General features: G+C 61.9%; 17 protein-coding genes. 15 read left to right on the top strand and 2 right to left on the bottom strand.

The features are described 5' to 3' along the window. Window positions 1-589: 589 nt before the first annotated feature. Window positions 590-808 carry a hypothetical protein gene (locus BLU54_RS23290; RefSeq protein ID WP_139169677.1) on the bottom strand — a complete coding sequence of 73 codons (219 nt, stop codon included), beginning with the start codon at window positions 806-808 and terminating at the stop codon, window positions 590-592. 1015 nt (window positions 809-1823) lie between these two features. Beyond that, on the bottom strand, window positions 1824-2510 hold the full coding sequence (locus BLU54_RS12645; protein WP_091908747.1) for a LexA family transcriptional regulator: 687 nt from the start codon (window positions 2508-2510) through the stop codon (window positions 1824-1826). 91 nt (window positions 2511-2601) lie between these two features. Here BLU54_RS12645 and BLU54_RS24555 point away from each other — a divergent pair, with 91 nt between their 5' ends. The 15 genes from BLU54_RS24555 to BLU54_RS12560 all read left to right on the top strand — a co-directional run bounded on the left by BLU54_RS24555 (window position 2602) and on the right by BLU54_RS12560 (window position 15586). Beyond that, window positions 2602-2862, top strand: a complete 261-nt coding sequence (locus BLU54_RS24555; protein WP_091908745.1) for a transcriptional regulator — start codon at window positions 2602-2604, stop codon at window positions 2860-2862. Window positions 2863-4377: 1515 nt separating this feature from the next. Further along, window positions 4378-5220, top strand: a complete 843-nt coding sequence (locus BLU54_RS12625; RefSeq protein ID WP_091908736.1) for a YdaU family protein — start codon at window positions 4378-4380, stop codon at window positions 5218-5220. After that, window positions 5207-5929, top strand: a complete 723-nt coding sequence (locus tag BLU54_RS12620) for a DUF6475 domain-containing protein (RefSeq protein WP_091908733.1) — start codon at window positions 5207-5209, stop codon at window positions 5927-5929. Before BLU54_RS12625 ends, BLU54_RS12620 begins: the two co-directional genes overlap by 14 nt. Window positions 5930-6252: 323 nt before the next feature. Further along, window positions 6253-6687: a hypothetical protein gene (locus tag BLU54_RS12615; RefSeq protein ID WP_091908730.1), complete on the top strand. Its 435-nt coding sequence runs from the start codon at window positions 6253-6255 to the stop codon at window positions 6685-6687. Window positions 6688-6999: 312 nt separating this feature from the next. Next, complete coding sequence (locus tag BLU54_RS12610) at window positions 7000-7620, top strand: phage neck terminator protein (protein ID WP_091908727.1); 621 nt, start codon at window positions 7000-7002, stop codon at window positions 7618-7620. 5 nt (window positions 7621-7625) lie between these two features. After that, entirely contained in the window at window positions 7626-9089 is a 1464-nt protein-coding gene (locus BLU54_RS12605) for a DUF3383 domain-containing protein (RefSeq protein ID WP_091908724.1), read from the top strand. 5 nt (window positions 9090-9094) lie between these two features. After that, window positions 9095-9541, top strand: a complete 447-nt coding sequence (locus tag BLU54_RS12600) for a tail tube family protein (RefSeq protein ID WP_091908721.1) — start codon at window positions 9095-9097, stop codon at window positions 9539-9541. Between the two features lie 11 nt (window positions 9542-9552). Continuing rightward, window positions 9553-9978: a phage tail assembly chaperone gene (locus BLU54_RS12595; protein ID WP_235837938.1), complete on the top strand. Its 426-nt coding sequence runs from the start codon at window positions 9553-9555 to the stop codon at window positions 9976-9978. Next, complete coding sequence (locus BLU54_RS12590) at window positions 9978-10157, top strand: DUF6889 family protein (protein WP_091908715.1); 180 nt, start codon at window positions 9978-9980, stop codon at window positions 10155-10157. Before BLU54_RS12595 ends, BLU54_RS12590 begins: the two co-directional genes overlap by 1 nt. Then, window positions 10150-11949 carry a phage tail tip lysozyme gene (locus tag BLU54_RS12585; protein WP_091908712.1) on the top strand — a complete coding sequence of 600 codons (1800 nt, stop codon included), beginning with the start codon at window positions 10150-10152 and terminating at the stop codon, window positions 11947-11949. Before BLU54_RS12590 ends, BLU54_RS12585 begins: the two co-directional genes overlap by 8 nt. Beyond that, window positions 11949-12527 (top strand): phage baseplate protein, encoded by a 579-nt coding sequence (locus BLU54_RS12580; protein ID WP_091908709.1) that lies wholly within the window; start codon window positions 11949-11951, stop codon window positions 12525-12527. The genes BLU54_RS12585 and BLU54_RS12580 overlap by 1 nt, the downstream gene beginning before the upstream one ends. Next, window positions 12527-12844 carry a phage baseplate plug family protein gene (locus BLU54_RS12575; RefSeq protein ID WP_091908704.1) on the top strand — a complete coding sequence of 106 codons (318 nt, stop codon included), beginning with the start codon at window positions 12527-12529 and terminating at the stop codon, window positions 12842-12844. The genes BLU54_RS12580 and BLU54_RS12575 overlap by 1 nt, the downstream gene beginning before the upstream one ends. Then, window positions 12841-13761 carry a phage protein gene (locus tag BLU54_RS12570; RefSeq protein ID WP_091908701.1) on the top strand — a complete coding sequence of 307 codons (921 nt, stop codon included), beginning with the start codon at window positions 12841-12843 and terminating at the stop codon, window positions 13759-13761. The genes BLU54_RS12575 and BLU54_RS12570 overlap by 4 nt, the downstream gene beginning before the upstream one ends. 235 nt (window positions 13762-13996) lie before the next feature. Next, on the top strand, window positions 13997-14743 hold the full coding sequence (locus BLU54_RS12565) for a phage baseplate assembly protein V (protein ID WP_091908698.1): 747 nt from the start codon (window positions 13997-13999) through the stop codon (window positions 14741-14743). Between the two features lie 489 nt (window positions 14744-15232). Next, window positions 15233-15586 (top strand): hypothetical protein, encoded by a 354-nt coding sequence (locus BLU54_RS12560; protein WP_091908695.1) that lies wholly within the window; start codon window positions 15233-15235, stop codon window positions 15584-15586. The last annotated feature ends 176 nt before the right edge of the window (window positions 15587-15762 follow it).

The raw sequence follows: 15762 nt of genomic DNA, 5'->3' as shown, positions 1-15762 counted from the left end.
CGGCCTCGCTTGAGTATTCGTCTCTTGTCGCGCGCCTGCGACTCCGGTGGCATCGCTTGTACAAGCCATGCCGTTATTAACGAGGTCTTGCACACAGTGCGGACGCCGACCGTCGCACCCTTGAGCGTAGTGTGTCACGGGCGCGTCAGGCGTCTGCCCGTCCGACCGCCGTGCGGCGGTAATGCAATCCGAACGCAGGACGGCGGCGTCCGTTGCCTCGGTGCCCTCGGTGCCGCGTGCCGCGATCGACGAAGGCCGCTTGCAGGCCCCAATCTCACACCGTCGTTGGCCCATGCCTGACGACACTGATGCTCCGGTCCTCATCCCTGGGCACCCACGTCACTGTCGACATACCTCACTCGGTCAACACGGTGCGCATGACCAGTCGCCACCGGCGGGTCGATGAACGCCCAGCGCTGCACTGCCCTCGATGAGCTATCTCCATGCCACAAATCATGCGCATTGGCAACGCGCGAGACACCGCGGCATTCGCCATAGGAACGATCGCGGCGCTCCGCATCGACGGTCGGCGCATCGCTGTCGTCGTTCGCCTGCCTTGCACCATGGCATGCCAAATCGGAAGCAGTCCTCATTTATTGGCCTGGAGAAAAAGAAGCGATAAGGCGCACAGCGCAAATGCCATCGCCACGAATGTGGCGCCTTGTCGTGGCAGGTAGGCAGCAACAAAGGTAAGCACGGCACACGCGAACAGGCTGGCAGCGAGTTGGATGCAGGTCATCACAGCACCAGCCAATACGCAGGGCGGGTTTTGCCCGCGTCGAGCCAACTCGAAATCGCCCCAATCCAATCAGCGCTCGGTTCGATTGAAGACGCGCGCGTGGATTCGTCCGCCGTCATATACGTCTGCGACTGCTTCAGGTCGATACTCCGCGCCGCAGTCCAGACGCGGTCCCTAATGAACAGACCAACCATGCGTGGCCTCGGCGCTGCTCCCGGGTGTTCCAAAGAAATCAATGAGCACGGGCATTGACAAGTTAGCTTGGAGAAAAAGGAGTACATCGGTCAGATGCGGAAGACGATGACCAGTAATTTAGCAACAGCGAAATGCTTCGTCAAGCATCGGCGAAAGTTTCAACGCCTGATCGCCGAGCGTTGATCAGTGGTTCGCGAACAAGCCGTATCCCGCCCGGCGCACAAACGCTGGCACCACTACACGACGTGTTTATTTCCGAAAAGACCGCGGCGAGGCTGGCATGTTTGAACGCGCGTGGTAGCGACGCTTGACTTTGCGTCGCTGGAGACCGGTGCAACTGTCTGTCTTTCAATCGCGACACGCCGATGAAGGCGCTGGGTACCGTCGCAAAGCGGCGTGCGCTGAATCCCCGCCTGCGACCAAGTCCGCAGTCGAACGCCTGCGACACCCCGGTATGCGACGGTGCGCGGTTAATCAGGCACCGACTATTCCACACCGCCAATCGATGGCGATACAGATGCCACCGAAAATGATGCGGCACTCGCCGCCAATCGCCTGGACGGCAACCCGTCCAACATACGAAACTCGCGTGAGTTCTCAGTCGCCTCGCGAAACAGCTAGGCGCTGGCATCTCCGTGCCGCACAATCGTTATGCGGTTCGGTCGACAAGGCCGCTCGCGAGTCTGGTTGCATTCGCCATTCGGCAGCCGGAGCATCAACGACTCGCCGCTGCTCGGCTACTTTTGTCCACCCGACAGTGCAAAATACGGTCATGACCGGTCACACTTGAGGCGCATCCCGCCTGCAGCTCGATGTCACCCTCGCTGCCTCCGTCAGTGGCGCTAGCTCGCCGCAGCCCTGCTCCCAACGGACCGACAGATGCCAGCCTTCAAATCCGTCGGACCGACCACGAGCCCGTCACCCGTCCGCAGATCGTCAACTGCTCCACTTCCTCGGGCGACACTTCGACGGGATCGTAGTTCGTGTTGTCGCTCTTGATGCGTAGGCCGCCACGGCCAAGCGATTGCAGGCGTTTGACCATCAGACCGTCGTTCCAGACGATGACATAAACGCCGTCGCCATCGAAATTCCGGACACTCCGATCCACAAAAACGATGTCACCGTGTTCGACCGTGCCGGCCATCGAGTCGCCTTTAACCGGCAACAGGTCCAGGCTATCCGGATTGCACCGCAGCTCCATCACAAGGTAATCGCGCAGTACGTCCACGTAGCCCAACACCTCCGGAAAATCGACGGGCTGACCGGCCGTGCCCATATACGGTGTTGCATCGAAGGTCCGCAAACGGACGTAACCCGGCCGGACTGGCTCGGACTCCCGCGGGACGGACTGTGCAACGGATATTTGTGTTTCTGGCGCCGCATCCAGCCAGCCGGCAGGCAGGCCCGCACCGTCTTCGATTTTTCGCGCGGCCCGTTCCCCGAGGTTCCTGTAGCCCCCAAGGTATTGGCCTATCTGCGATGGCGACATTCCAATGCGCTTGCAAAGCGCGGCCTGACTGCCGCCAAAGCGGTCAGCGATCAAGTTCCTGAGCTGTCTCACACGCACGTTTTCCATTCGTCAAGTTTAGCGAATGCTAATTTCGCATTGGCTTGACTTTAAGATTCGCACTTGCTAAATTTCAGCGAATAGTCCTCGGCTAATCGACATGAAGCTATCGGAGTACATCTCTGCGGAACGTGGCAACGCTTCGCGCCTTGCAGCGGCACTGGGCGTCGGCCTGTCTTATGTTTCTCAGATGGCCAATGGCACCCGCACGGTTTCTCCCGCTAGGTCACTTCAAATTGAGGGATTTACCGCCGGAGCGGTCTCGCGGAAAGAATTGCGGTGCGACTGGAATGAAATTTGGCCTGACCTCCTTGACGCCCCGCCCCGTTCGGCGCGCCGCAGCGAATCACAAACGGGATGAATGGGGCACCGGTGTCCCGGGCGGGATCGGCGCTGCTCGATCGAGGATGGCGACAGCGGGGATTCGACGGGTCACGCCAACGTCCGCGCGCAGTCGAGGTCTCCGGACGCCTCCTGCGGGACCGCCGCATGCAAGCGGTTCGCGTGCCTCGGATGGCGGGCTTGGCGGGCTTGGCGGGCTTGGCGGGCTTGGCGGGTTTGGTTGGCTTGGTTGGCTTGGCGAGAGCGACCGGCCGCCGCCCGCGCAAACCGAAGGCCGTGGCGCATCTTGCGGAGGTGCGCACGGCGTGCAGACAAGTCGGCGCGTCGATTTCAGGCTGCGCAGCAAGCCAAGCCTGGCTGGCTTCCCACCGAAGCGAGTCGCGCGATGAACGGCCAGTCACGGTACCGAGAGAAGAAGCCACTTATGAAGACCGAAACCGTCGTCCTGGACGAAGCGAACACCCACGGCGGCGGACGCGCACGACGTTCTCCACCGCTCTTGCCCAGCGCTTACTCTGGCCGGGCCTTGTTCGATGGCGCATCACCAGCGGCGCCGTCCGGTGACGACACGCGTGCGCGCAAACCACCGCGCTTGCGGGTGCTTCAGTTGCCAACGATCCACGACTGACATAGACAGCGGGCCAGACCGCGGGACCGCGCACGATCGAGCGCGCGAAGCGGCGAGCAAGCCGATTGCGTCGGCTCCGGTGCCGGACTGCGCTGCGCAACAGCCACTGCGCCCTTGGCCAAGACCGCATTCGCAAACAGGTTGAGATGAACGAGATATGAGCGACAGGATCACACTCCGCCCTCTTGACCAAGGCCGCGCCGCCTTCCTTGTCCTGACTCCCGATGACCATGCCATGCGAGCGCTCGGCGCCGCCCCGGCGCAGCTCGCGGGGCAAGACATGCTGCCGCGCGCTAGAGCGGTCTGCAAGGTCAACTTCGGCATGGCGTCGCCGGCGCTTTTTGCAAAAGCGGTCGTCGCGAATCCGCGCTTGAAACGCGATGCGGTCGACGCGCGTCGCGATGCGACGCGCCTCGCGGTCCACGGTGCGTTTTGCCTGCTACGACGCATCCCATCGGCGCGCGATGTCGCGGCCGCCGCTTGGCGAACGGCGATCCCGACCCGGGCACAAACCCTGTCACGTCTGTTCGCTCTCGACCAGATCGACTTGGCACGCCGCTTCGCCATCAACATGCGCAGGCAGCCGGCCATCGAACCGGCACTCCGCGTCCTGGCGCTCGTCCGTGGCGTGATGTTTCCGGAGGTAGACCGAAGCTGCGTCGAGCACAAGCGAGATGCGGAGCGCGTCGATCCTCTGATCACACGCATTAAGCAGCCGCGTGCGCCGGGCATGCTCATGCGCTTACGGCGACGTGACACAAGCGACCGCTCCGACGCGCCAGCGGCTGCTTGCGCCAGAGCACCGTACCGCCGCGCACCCCGCTATACCCCGAGCGATGTCATCCAAAAGTGCCAACCCGGGCATCGATCACCACTTCGCCGTCACTGCGCTTCGCGGGTGTTTGCATGAACTACTACCCCCACCATATCGGTGACTACCTGGCTGCCACCGCCCACCTCACCATGGTCGAGGATGGCGCGTATCGGCGCCTGATGGATCTCTACTACACGCACGAACAAGCGCTGCCGGCCGACGTGACACGCGTTTGCCGTCTCGCTCGCGCGATGACGGCCGACGAACGCGCGGCAGTTCAAACGATACTCGAAGAATTTTTCACCCTGGAAAACAGCGGCTGGACGCACAAGCGGTGTGAGGAAGAAATCAAAAAGGCCCAGGCCGCTGCCGACCGGGCTCGGGAGAACGGACGCAAAGGTGGGCGGCCAAGAGCACAAATCGACCCGAAAATGTGTCCGAATGAAGCGGACGACGAACCCACTGCTAACCCACGGCAAACCCAGCCGGTTCTCCGTGGGTTAGCAGAACTAATCATGTCCGATTCCCGCGCCGAAGCTCCCAATCCCAAGCCCAATCCCATTACCCAAGAGCCAAGAAGAGGAAGCGCGCGCGACGTGGCGCGCTTTGAACCGCAAGCGCACCTCGAATCGTTGAACGTGGAACCTGACGTCGCTCGAGACTGGCTGAAGCTGCGCACGAGTATGAAAGCACCGCCGAGCGCAACCGCCATTCGGGGCATTCACGCAGAGGCGAGAAAGGCCGGGCTATCGCTCAATAACGCGCTGCTGACGTGCTGTCAGCGCGGCTGGAAAGGCTTTGAAGCGTCCTGGCTGGCGCGTGAAGCGCGAGCGTCGCCAAGCCGGGATCCGCGAAACCGCCAGGAAGCCTTGGAAATCCGAAATCGCGACGTCGCCCGTCGCGCAGCCGAGAGGTATGCCCATGAAACCCAGTGACATCGAGCCTTTCACCGCCTTGATGGCGGAAATACACGCTTTCTATCGCCAGGATTTCTCTGAATTCGCGGCTGGCGTGTGGATCTCCGCGATGCGGCCATTCGATTTCGCTGCGGTACGCGATGCACTCAACCGGCACTGCGTGAACCCGGACAACGGCCAGTTCATGCCGAAACCCGCCGACGTGGTGCGAATGCTCGAAGGCTCCACGCAGGACAGCGCCCTTACGGCGTGGGCGAAGATCGATCGTTCGGTTCGGCTGGTCGGCACCTATCGAAGCGTTGTATTCGACGACGCATTGATTCATCACGTCGTAGCGGAGATGGGTGGCTGGTCACAACTGGGCGTACGCACGGAAGACGAGTGGCCATTCGTGCGCAATGAGTTCGTCAACAGATACCGCGGCTATCGGATGCGTGGCGAAGTACCGGCCTATCTCGCTGTACTGGTTGGCGTCACCGATGCCGCTAACCGACGCGAGGGGCTGCCGATCGAGCCGCCCGTACTGGTCGGAGATAAGGCAGCGTGCGAACGCGTGCTGTCGAGCGGCGGTGACAAACCGGCGTGGTCCTTTCATCAGGTGGAACAGCGGCCGACAAGCACGGCGCGGTTGGCGGATCGGGAAATGGTTCGAAGACCGCGCTCGGAGCCGAACAGGTTTTGCATCGAATCTGAAGGCAAGCGCGTGGGACGAGCAACGGAACAGTAGCCCAATGCAGCGGTCCTGCCGGCGTGTTCAGCAAGCCCGTTTCGGAATGCCAGTCCCCGTCGTGGAGGGCGGATGGCGCAACGACGATGCTGCTGCGGTCGCGCGCTGGCTCAACGCAATACCAGTGGCCACGTCATCCAATCGAGCTTCCCGGGCCGGCGCGCAGCGTCGTCCAGCGTCCGCCTTAGCGTACGAACTGCGCGCACGAACTGAGGGACAGTCAAGCGCCGGACATGCATCGAGCGCACACGGCACATGCGCCGCATAAGCGCGGCATATGCGGCGCAGCGGCGAGCGCAATCATTTATCAGTAGGGGAAGTCAATGACACTCGAAGATCGTTTGGAAAACTGGGGACGCGTCGTGCGCTCCCCGCTCTTTAAGTTTGGCGTCTGCGCGAAGTGGGCGGCGTGGTACTGCGGCATTCGAGGGTTCGTACGCGATGCCGATGATGAGTTTCTTGCGTCGCAACCGCCGATCACTCGCGATGACCGTGACGGGTGGGACGTCGAGCGCGCTTGGAAGACCATGACGAATCCCGTCACGAAGGAACTGCTCAAGCAGGTGTATGTCGAGCGGCGCTCGATGGAACAGATTCGGACCATCATGTGGAAGATGCACAACGCTCGCATCCGTACGCGCGCCTTCCCTTTCGCCCTGCAAAATGCGCATCGCGACATCGAGCGAGAACTGACTCGTATGGAACGCGAACGCCTCAATCAAAAAAATAGTTGTAAACCGGCCGAAACAGTTCTATAGTGTCCACAGATGACCGAATGCCGCTGAATTGCGTGCCTCTCTCCCTGCCCGTTGGCGGGGAGAGAGTGCCCGGAAGAAACGAAAGCCCGCCAGGAAACTGCGCGGGCTTTTTGCATTTGGCGTCTCAATCACTCATTCGCACCGCCCAAGCTGTCCGATAGCACTGCCTGGTTCCAAAATCAGTCCAGACGCGACGCGGGCAATCAGCATTCACACATCGCATTGTCATCGCGGTCGGCACCGCCGCCGAAGCGCGCTTGGGCCAACCGCGTCGCGGAACCTTGTGGCCTGCCTCTCATCCACGACGAAATTATGGACAGCACAACTGTCGGCTTCCTGTTGCCGACCGACGATGCGCCGCCCCTCGCCGATGCCGATCTGGAAGACGTTCTACGGCTCATGATCGGCGCTCTGACTGATCTGCCCGCCGAACGTATACAGCCTCGCTGGCCAGCAACGGTCGCGGCCGCGCCGGAGCCGGACACCAATTGGTGTGTGTTCAGCATCGAAGCGGTCGAAACGGATGGCAACGTGCTCATTCGGCAGCGTCCCGCGATCGATGCCACGTTGCACGCCGATGTGGCAGCAACGTCGCAGCAGGACGCGCGCCCGGTCAGCGTGTCAGCAACCGACGACCAGCAGGAACTGATTCAGCATGAACTGCTTGACCTGGTCGTGACCTGCTACGGGCCTCACGCGCAACGTTACGCGACGCAGCTCCGCGACGGCATGGTCGTGCCGCAGACGAACGAAACCTTGCGGCCGTATCGCCTGGCAGTGGTCCGCAGTGGCCCGCTGCAGGGCTCGGCCGCGCTTACTGACGGCACGTGGTTACGCCGCTTCGATCTGTCGATCGACATGCGGCACGAAGTGGTGCGGACCTATGCAATTCGCAACCTGTCATCGGCGCCGGTGGCGCTCAACAAGGACTAAAACTCATGGCTAGCGGACTTTCGGTATCGAATGTCGTCAATGTGTCGGTGTCGCTCTCACCGACCGATGCAGCAACGCGCAATTTCGGCGCGTTGCTGCTGATCGGTTCGACACCGGTCATCGACGTGCAGGAACGCATCCGCGTTTACGCGGACCTCGACGACGTGGCGACCGATTTCGGCATCGCCGCGCCCGAATACGCGGCTGCTGTACGCTTCTTCTCGCAGTCACCGCAGCCTGCCCTGCTGTATATGGGCCGCTGGGCGCAGGGCGCGTCGAGCGGTCTCCTGCGAGGGGCATCGCTTCCCGCCACCCAGCAGGCGATCGGCAACTTCAATACGATCGCCAACGGTTCTTTTTCGCTGGAAGTCGACGGCGTTGCCCGAAGCGTAACGGGGCTTGACCTCACCGGCGCGACGAATCTGAATGGCGTCGCATCGGCAATCAATGCCAAGCTGACGCAGGCAACGACCAGCTGGGATGGCACCCGCTTCATCATGACCAGCAAAACCAGCGGTGCAGCATCCGCGGTTGGACGCGCCGCGTCGACGGGTAGCGGCACCGACCTGAGCGCCAAGCTCGGTCTGGCGGCTGGCACATCGGTCGGTGGCGTCGAAGCCGAGCCGCTGGTGCAGGCCGTGAATGCGTTGGCGGACCTGTCGACGGACTGGTACGGTCTTGCCCTGGCCACGCCCAATGTAAGCGACCAAGACATCTTGTCGGTGGCTGCCTACGTCGAAGCGGCCAGCCCGGCTCGCGTGTTCGGCGTCACCACGCAAAACGCGGCAGCGCTCGACGCGCAGTCGGTAAACGACGTCGCCAGCGCGCTCAAGGGCGCCGGCTACAGCCGCACGTTCGTCCAGTTCAGTTCGACCGATGCGTATGCCGCGATCTCGGCACTCGGTCGCGCTTTCACCGTCGACTTCGACGGGTCGAACACGACGATCACGCTCAAATTCAAGCGTGAGCCGGGCGTCACCGCCGAAACGCTCTCGCAAAGCCAGGCGAACGCGCTCAAGTCGAAGAACTGCAACGTCTTCATCAACTACCAGAACGGCACCGCGATCCTGCAGGAAGGCGTCATGTCGAATGGCACCTTCTTCGACGAGCGACATGGTCTCGACTGGCTGCAGAACGACGTGCAGACCGAGGTCTACAACCTCCTGCTCGATCAGCCGAAGATTCCGCAGACGGACGCGGGCGTCGGCCTGATTCAAACGGTGGTCGAATCGCGCCTGTCGCAAGCGGTGACGAATGGACTGATTGCCCCCGGTGTCTGGAATGGTCCGCCGTTGGGCGACATCGTGACCGGCCAGACGCTCAGCAAAGGCTTCTATACGTACGCGCCGCTCATCGGCACGCAGTCGGCCGCGGCTCGCGCCGCCCGCCAAGCGCCAACCATTCAGGCTGCACTCAAGCTCGCCGGCGCGATTCACTTCGCCGACGTCGTCATTTCGGTCAACCGGTAATCCACATGGCAACCTACAGCTTTATCGACGTCTCCGCCAATATCGTCGGGCCGGGCGGCGCGTTCGCGCTCGGCTACGGCGAAGCCGCCGCGAAGGAAGGCATCACCATCGCAATGGCAAATGAGAAAAACACGATGCTCATGGGTGGAGACGGCAACGGCATCCACACCCTGCGCGCCGACAAATCGGGAACCGTGACGCTGCGCTACCTGAAGACGGCGCCGATTAACACGAAGCTGATGCTGCTCTATGACGCCCAGTCGCTGTCGTCGGCGCTGTGGGGGCTGAACACGATCGTCATCAAGCAGAACGTCTCGGGCGACATCACGACGGCGGTACGCTGCGCGTTTCACAAGAAGCCGGATCTCAATTACAAGGAAGATGCGGACACCATCGAGTGGGTGTTCGACGCGATCGCAATTGACACCATCCTTGGGAGCTACACGCAATGACGACTGTCGAGATGCAGGACATCACCTTCCAGATCGGAAAGCTGCCTGCAAAGAAACAGTTTCATGTGTCGCGGCGAATCGCGCCGATCATCCCTGCGTTGCTGCCGATCTACGTCGGGCTCGCGCGGGGCGGGTCGCTGATGGCAACCCTCGAACAATCGCCGGAGATCCTCAAGCCGTTCGCGGAAGCGTTGGCCGGCATGCCCGACGACGCCGTGGACTACCTGATCGACACATGCATGTCGGTTGTGAAGCGCCAGCAGGGAAGCGGCTGGGCGAACATCTGGTCGCCCGGCGGTCCGATGTTCGACGATATCGATCTGTCACTCCTCTTACCGCTGACCGTTCGTGTCATCACTGTCAATCTCGGCCCTTTTATCAGCGGGTTGCTTACCAGCCAGTCGAGCAGCCCGGCATCTCAGGCGCAAGCTGGCTGATGCTTCCCGACGGTGAAGACTGGCTGCTTGCGCCAGTCATTGCCGGGATGTGCCGGTATGAGTCTTTATTGGACGGGTCGATCGGCCTTGAGGACATTGCGCTGATGAACGATGCCCTAGCCGTACGAGCGGACAACGAGCTGCGCGCCCGCCGGCTGATGGAAGAAAAGAATGTCTGATCAAGTCATCCTCCGCGATTTTCTCGTGTCACTGGGATTTGATGCCGAGGGCAAGCCCCTGAAGGAATTCAACGACGCGATCGACCACTCCACTCGGAGTCTTGGGAAGATGGTCACCGCGGTCGAATCGGCGGCGAAATCCATCGGTAGCACCCTCACTGCCTTTGCGTCCAAACTCGAGACCCTGTCGTTCGCCGCGAAGCGCAGCGGCGCCTCGGTGACCAGCATCAAGGCACTGGAGTTCGCTGGAGCGAATCTCGGCACGTCGGACGGCGAGCCGCTCGCCTCGCTGGAGAAGCTCGCGCGTTACCTGCGCAACGAGCCGGACGGGGAGCGCCGCGTGAAGGACCTCGGCGTCGACACGCGTGATGCCGACGGCAAGCTGCGTGACACGGTCGATATCATGACCGACGTCGGCAAGAAGCTGTCGGCGATGCCTTGGGCCACGGCAAAGTCAACGGCCCAGCCGTTCGACTTCGACGAGAACACGTTGACCGCGATGCAAAGCGGTGACTTCGGCAGTTTCATCGCGCAGTACCGGACGATGGCCAGCGATGCCGGTCTCGATCAGGCGGCCGACGACTCGCACCGCTTCATGATAGAGCTGCGTGAACTCAGTTCGACTTTCGAGATACTGGGCGCACGGATCGAGACCGATCTGCTGCGCAATGGCTTGCCGGTATTGCAGCAGTTCAGCGATTGGGTGCATGAGAACGGCGACCTGATCACGAAGCGCGTCACCGAAGTGGTCGACGCGCTTGTGCGGCTTGGCAAATCTGTTGCACCGGTGATCGGCAAGATGCTCGACCTCCTGGTGGAAGCCGACGAGCACACGGACGGCTGGTCTACGAAGTTGATCGCACTAGTGGCGATCATGCGCTTGCTGGGCGCCGGCGGCCTGGTCAACGGTGTGGTGGGATTGGCCGCTGCGTTCTTTCGCCTCGCGGCAGGAATCGGCGCGACGAGTACTGCTGGCGCGGCAGCCAGCGTAGTTGGTGGCGGCCTCAGCCTTTTTGCGAGAGGCGGGCTCGCTGGCATTCTCAGCTTCGCTGCACTGCGGGTCGCAAAGGGCCTTGGCCTCCCGGACGTTGACGAGAAAACAGGTCGAGAGGAAGCACAACGCGGCGATCTGCTTCAGGCTTCGCTGCACCTCCCCGCAGGGGAGTTCCTAGGGACGCTGCTGCACCGATTGACTGGTACCCCCGAAACCGACCCGGCGTCATCGACCGCCGCCGACGAAACGGCGTACGTTGCGCCCGCGGATCGCAAGCGCAGTGCAATGGCCTATTTCGAGCGGATGGGATGGCAGCCTGCTCAGGCGGCCGGCATCGTTGCCAATCTGTTCCAGGAATCCAAGCTGCGCGCTGACGCGGTTGGAGATAACGGCGCAGCGTACGGCGTCGCGCAGTGGCACCCGGACCGGCAGGCCGAGTTCAAGCGAGTCACTGGCAAGGATCTAACCTCGGCTTCGATCGAAGAGCAGTTGTGGTACGTGAACTATGAGCTCATGTACGGTGCGGAGCGACGCGCAGGCATGCTGCTGCGCGCAACGACCAACGCCCGGCAAGCTGGCGAAATCGTATCTCGATACTACGAACGCCCAGGCTCGAACGACGTGGAAAAGAGCCAGGAAGCACGACTGCGCGGCGACGCGGCGGCGACCATCGCGACCGACGTCACGATCAATGTCAACGGCGTGGGCGACCCGCTCAACGTCGCTCGCAACGTCGCTTTGGAACAGGAGCGCCTGACGCAAGATCTCGCGCGCAACTTGCAAGGAGCCGTCTTCTGATGGGTATCCTCGAACAGATCGGCATCAGCCAGTCCAAGAGCATCGGCGGGATCGTTTTCCAGGCGGTTCTCGAGGAGCAGCACAACGACGAAATCCAGATAACCGACCATCCGGTCGAGCGCGGCGCCGTCGTGTCGGATCATTCGTACAAGCGTCCCTGTCAGGTGACGATCAAGTGCGCCTGGTCGAACTCATCGCTGGGCGGCATATCGGCATTGATCAATTCGTTCAAGGGTGGCTCGCTGATTGGATCCGATTACGTTTCCGGGATCTACTCGCAGCTGCTCGCGCTGCAGGAATCGCGTGAGCCGTTCGAGATCACGACCAGCTCGAGACGCTACGCGAACATGCTGATGTCGAGCCTTGGGTTGACCAAGGACAAGACCTCGTCGGAGGCCATCATGGTGACGCTGACATGCCGAGAGATTCTGATCGTCGAGACGAAGGCAGCAACGCTGCCACCGAAGGCGGCGCAGGCAAACCCTGCTGCCACCGGACAGATCGAGAACGCAGGTACCAAGCAGGTCACGGCCGCGACGCCCGCGGATAGCGGCGCGGTATCCAAGGCGAACTGGTAATGCCGAACTTCTACGAAATACCGCTGACGCCGACGCAGCAACGCTTCTCCATCCGCCTGGGCGACACCGTCTATCAATTGACACTCAGTTATCTGGCGGTGAGTGGAGGCGGCTGGGTGCTGGATATTGCGGACGAAGCTGGCACGCCGATGGCGTCCGGGCTGCCGCTGGTCACGGGGAGCAACCTGCTTGAACCTTATGCGCATCTTGGCTTTTCCGGCCGCCTGTGGGTTCAGACCAAGGGTGATCCGGATGCGGCGCCGACCTACGCCAACCTCGGAACCGAAACACGGCTCTATTGGGTGACAGACGAATGAGTACCAGGCAGTACAGACGGAAGGCGTCGCTGATGATTGGAACCGACGCGGACGCGCTGGATCTGTCGCAGCTCCGGTTCACCTTCGTCGCGAGACGCGGCAATCTGCAAACGCCCAATACGCTGCGTCTGAAAGTCTACAACCCGTCGCCCACGACCGTGTCGAAGACGATGAAGGAATTCAAGCGGGTTGTGTTGAGTGCCGGTTACGAAGGTAACTTCGGCTCGATCTTCGACGGAACCGTGAAGCAGGTCAGATTCATCCGCGAGTCGCCGACTGACACTTATCTCGACATTGCGGCGGCGGATGGCGACGGCGCCTACAACTTTTCGATCATTCGCCAAACGATGGCGGCAGGCTCGACGTTCAGTGAACATGTCGGTGCAATCGGCAATGCAATGGCATCGCGCGGTATCTCGCTCGGCGTGATGACGACGCTTCCCAGCACGGTGTTTCCGCGCGGCAAGGTCATGTTCGGTCTGGCTCGGGATCAGTTGCGGGGCACCGCACGATCGGTCGGCAGCGACTGGTATATCGACAACGGCCGTCTCAACGTCGTCGCGCAGACCGCCTACCTGCCCGGCGACGTACCGGAAATCAATTATCGGACCGGCATGATCGGCATGCCGACGCAGACGATCGGCGGCATCGAGTTGACGATGCTGCTCAACCCGAGTATCAGAATCGGACAGGCGATCAAGCTGAACAATGACAGCATCCAGCGTTACGAACAGACCGCCGCCAGCGACAAGGCAGGTGCTGACGCCGAGAAAAGCCATACCGGCATCAATTCGGACGGCATGTACAAAGTGACGCAGGCGGAGCACACCGGTGATTCGCGAGGCAACGACTGGCACAGCAAGGTAATCGCCGTCGACATCGACGAAACCATGAAACCGGTGGCCGCCAAGCCGTAGGATGCGCCCGGGGCGTGGCGCATTGCGCTCGCGATGTCACGCCAACGGTGAACACGCCGCGGCGCCCCCTTCCGTTGTTGAGCCTCTCAGATATCGGCTGTCGTGCGAACCTCGATGCGTGGCAGGTTGACAAGCGCCGCTCTGCGACCGCGAAGCCCGCAATATTCACGCGGGCGCGCTCGGCAGCAGTGTGACGAATCCATGTCCTATCGCAATATGCTACGAGTAGCAAGTAATGGATCCACGAGAACGACAAGACGATTTGATCGAGGCGCTACAGGCGGCCAGCGACGGTGCTCAAGCCAGAATCTGGACAGCCTTCCCGGGTGTGGTGCAGTCCTTCGACCCAACAACCCAGACTGCGACGATACAGCCATCGGTCCGCGCCCGGTTTCGCGACGAGACTGGCGAAGTCGCAAGTGTTGACCTGCCGCTCCTGACCAACTGTCCGGTGCAGTTCCCGGCCGGCGGAAACTGCACGCTGACGTTTCCACTTGGTCCGGGTGACGAGGCGCTGATGGTGTTTTCGTCGCGTTGTATCGACGCGTGGTGGCAAGGCGGAGGCATCGAAGAACAGGTCGAGTATCGAATGCACGACCTTTCCGACGGTTTTGCCATTCCAGGTATCCGGTCGGTCCCACGCGCCCTGCCCGGTCTCAGCGCAACATGCACTCAGTTGCGCAGCGACGACGGTTCGACGTTCATCGAGTTGAATCCGTCTACGAAGGCGGTGCGCGTCGTCGCGCCGGGCGGCTTCGAGGTCGACGCTCCAACCAGCGTCTTCACAGGTGAAACCGTCGTCCAAGGTCTGCTCACCTACGCGGCCGGTCTGGCGGGTAGTGGTGGCAGTCACGCGACTGCAACCATCACCGGGATCGTCAACGTTGTGGGGCAAATTATCGCAAACGGCAAGCGCGTAGACGACAGCCACCGGCATAGCGGCGTGGAACCGGGTGATGGCACTTCCGGCGCGGTGACGTAGCGCCCACGAGGCGCGGCAAGGCGCGGTAAGGCGTGGCTAGGCATGGCAAGGCGTCACGACGAGGTTGAAACGCTTCAAACCGGGCGTCGCCCCGCCATCCGTCTCGTCGCTAGAAAGCGGACGCAGGCGGTCCTCGCTGTACACGTCCATGCCGAGAACTTCGCGCGACCGAATGCTATCCGGCGACGCTGCGAAGCACGACGCCCCCTATGTCAGCGCGGCGCACGTCGACCGCTGCCGGCCTCCATCTCGCCGTCACAAACAGTTCTTTGATGCCGGCCTCGACCGCACGTCGATGACCGACCTGCCATCGACGCATCAGGCGTCATGCAGCGCAAGGCGCCAGCTGCGGCCTCGGTCGTCGGCGGCGAGTCTGCGCGAGTCGTTACGGCCAACGAGCGCGCGATGGACTCGGCCCTCGAAAGCCGGCGTCGCGGTTTCGTCGGTCACGCGATGCGTCGATGACATCCCCTGCTACGAGTGCAATACATGCGATATCGAAAATTGGACGCAAACGGCGACTACGTGTTCGGCGGGCAACAAGCCGACTTCTACAGAGACCAGGTCGACGGCATTGCGCAGGCGGTTCGAACTCGTCTGGCGTTGCTGACCGGCGAGTGGTTTCTCGACATCACGGAGGGGACGCCGTGGCACACCGACGTCCTTGGGAAATATACCTCGGCGGTCTATGACTCGGCCATCCGCAACCGGATCTTGTCGACGGACGGCGTGAACAGCATCGAGAGCTACAGCAGTACGGTGGACCGCGACGCGCGGCGCCTGACGGTCTCCGTACAGATCGACACGATTTATGGCGCAACGACGCTGCAGGAAACCATCTGATGGCGATTATCACGACCGCACCGACAATCGACGCGACTGGCATCAGAGCGCCGTCGTACGGCGACGTACTCGACTTTTTGAAGACAGCCTACCGAGGCATTTATGGCGATGACGTCTACCTGGCGGCGGATAGCCAGGACGGTCAGTTGCTTGCGATCTTCGCGCGCGCCATCCAT

The sequence above is a fragment of the Chitinasiproducens palmae genome (genome assembly GCF_900095735.1).
Taxonomy (GTDB): domain Bacteria; phylum Pseudomonadota; class Gammaproteobacteria; order Burkholderiales; family Burkholderiaceae; genus Chitinasiproducens; species Chitinasiproducens palmae.
Note: the sequence above shows the minus strand (reverse complement) of the source record. Positions and strands in the feature narration are given on the sequence as shown.

What these genes read in the sequence shown, in the direction of transcription:
- BLU54_RS12645 (WP_091908747.1), bottom strand. Translation starts at nt 2,510, where the DNA reads ATGGAAAACGTGCGTGTGAGACAGCTCAGGAACTTGATCGCTGACCGC.
- BLU54_RS24555 (WP_091908745.1), top strand. Translation starts at nt 2,602, where the DNA reads ATGAAGCTATCGGAGTACATCTCTGCGGAACGTGGCAACGCTTCGCGC.
- BLU54_RS12625 (WP_091908736.1), top strand. Translation starts at nt 4,378, where the DNA reads ATGAACTACTACCCCCACCATATCGGTGACTACCTGGCTGCCACCGCC.
- BLU54_RS12620 (WP_091908733.1), top strand. Translation starts at nt 5,207, where the DNA reads ATGAAACCCAGTGACATCGAGCCTTTCACCGCCTTGATGGCGGAAATA.
- BLU54_RS12615 (WP_091908730.1), top strand. Translation starts at nt 6,253, where the DNA reads ATGACACTCGAAGATCGTTTGGAAAACTGGGGACGCGTCGTGCGCTCC.
- BLU54_RS12610 (WP_091908727.1), top strand. Translation starts at nt 7,000, where the DNA reads ATGGACAGCACAACTGTCGGCTTCCTGTTGCCGACCGACGATGCGCCG.
- BLU54_RS12605 (WP_091908724.1), top strand. Translation starts at nt 7,626, where the DNA reads ATGGCTAGCGGACTTTCGGTATCGAATGTCGTCAATGTGTCGGTGTCG.
- BLU54_RS12600 (WP_091908721.1), top strand. Translation starts at nt 9,095, where the DNA reads ATGGCAACCTACAGCTTTATCGACGTCTCCGCCAATATCGTCGGGCCG.
- BLU54_RS12595 (WP_235837938.1), top strand. Translation starts at nt 9,553, where the DNA reads ATGCAGGACATCACCTTCCAGATCGGAAAGCTGCCTGCAAAGAAACAG.
- BLU54_RS12590 (WP_091908715.1), top strand. Translation starts at nt 9,978, where the DNA reads ATGCTTCCCGACGGTGAAGACTGGCTGCTTGCGCCAGTCATTGCCGGG.
- BLU54_RS12585 (WP_091908712.1), top strand. Translation starts at nt 10,150, where the DNA reads ATGTCTGATCAAGTCATCCTCCGCGATTTTCTCGTGTCACTGGGATTT.
- BLU54_RS12580 (WP_091908709.1), top strand. Translation starts at nt 11,949, where the DNA reads ATGGGTATCCTCGAACAGATCGGCATCAGCCAGTCCAAGAGCATCGGC.
- BLU54_RS12575 (WP_091908704.1), top strand. Translation starts at nt 12,527, where the DNA reads ATGCCGAACTTCTACGAAATACCGCTGACGCCGACGCAGCAACGCTTC.
- BLU54_RS12570 (WP_091908701.1), top strand. Translation starts at nt 12,841, where the DNA reads ATGAGTACCAGGCAGTACAGACGGAAGGCGTCGCTGATGATTGGAACC.
- BLU54_RS12565 (WP_091908698.1), top strand. Translation starts at nt 13,997, where the DNA reads ATGGATCCACGAGAACGACAAGACGATTTGATCGAGGCGCTACAGGCG.
- BLU54_RS12560 (WP_091908695.1), top strand. Translation starts at nt 15,233, where the DNA reads ATGCGATATCGAAAATTGGACGCAAACGGCGACTACGTGTTCGGCGGG.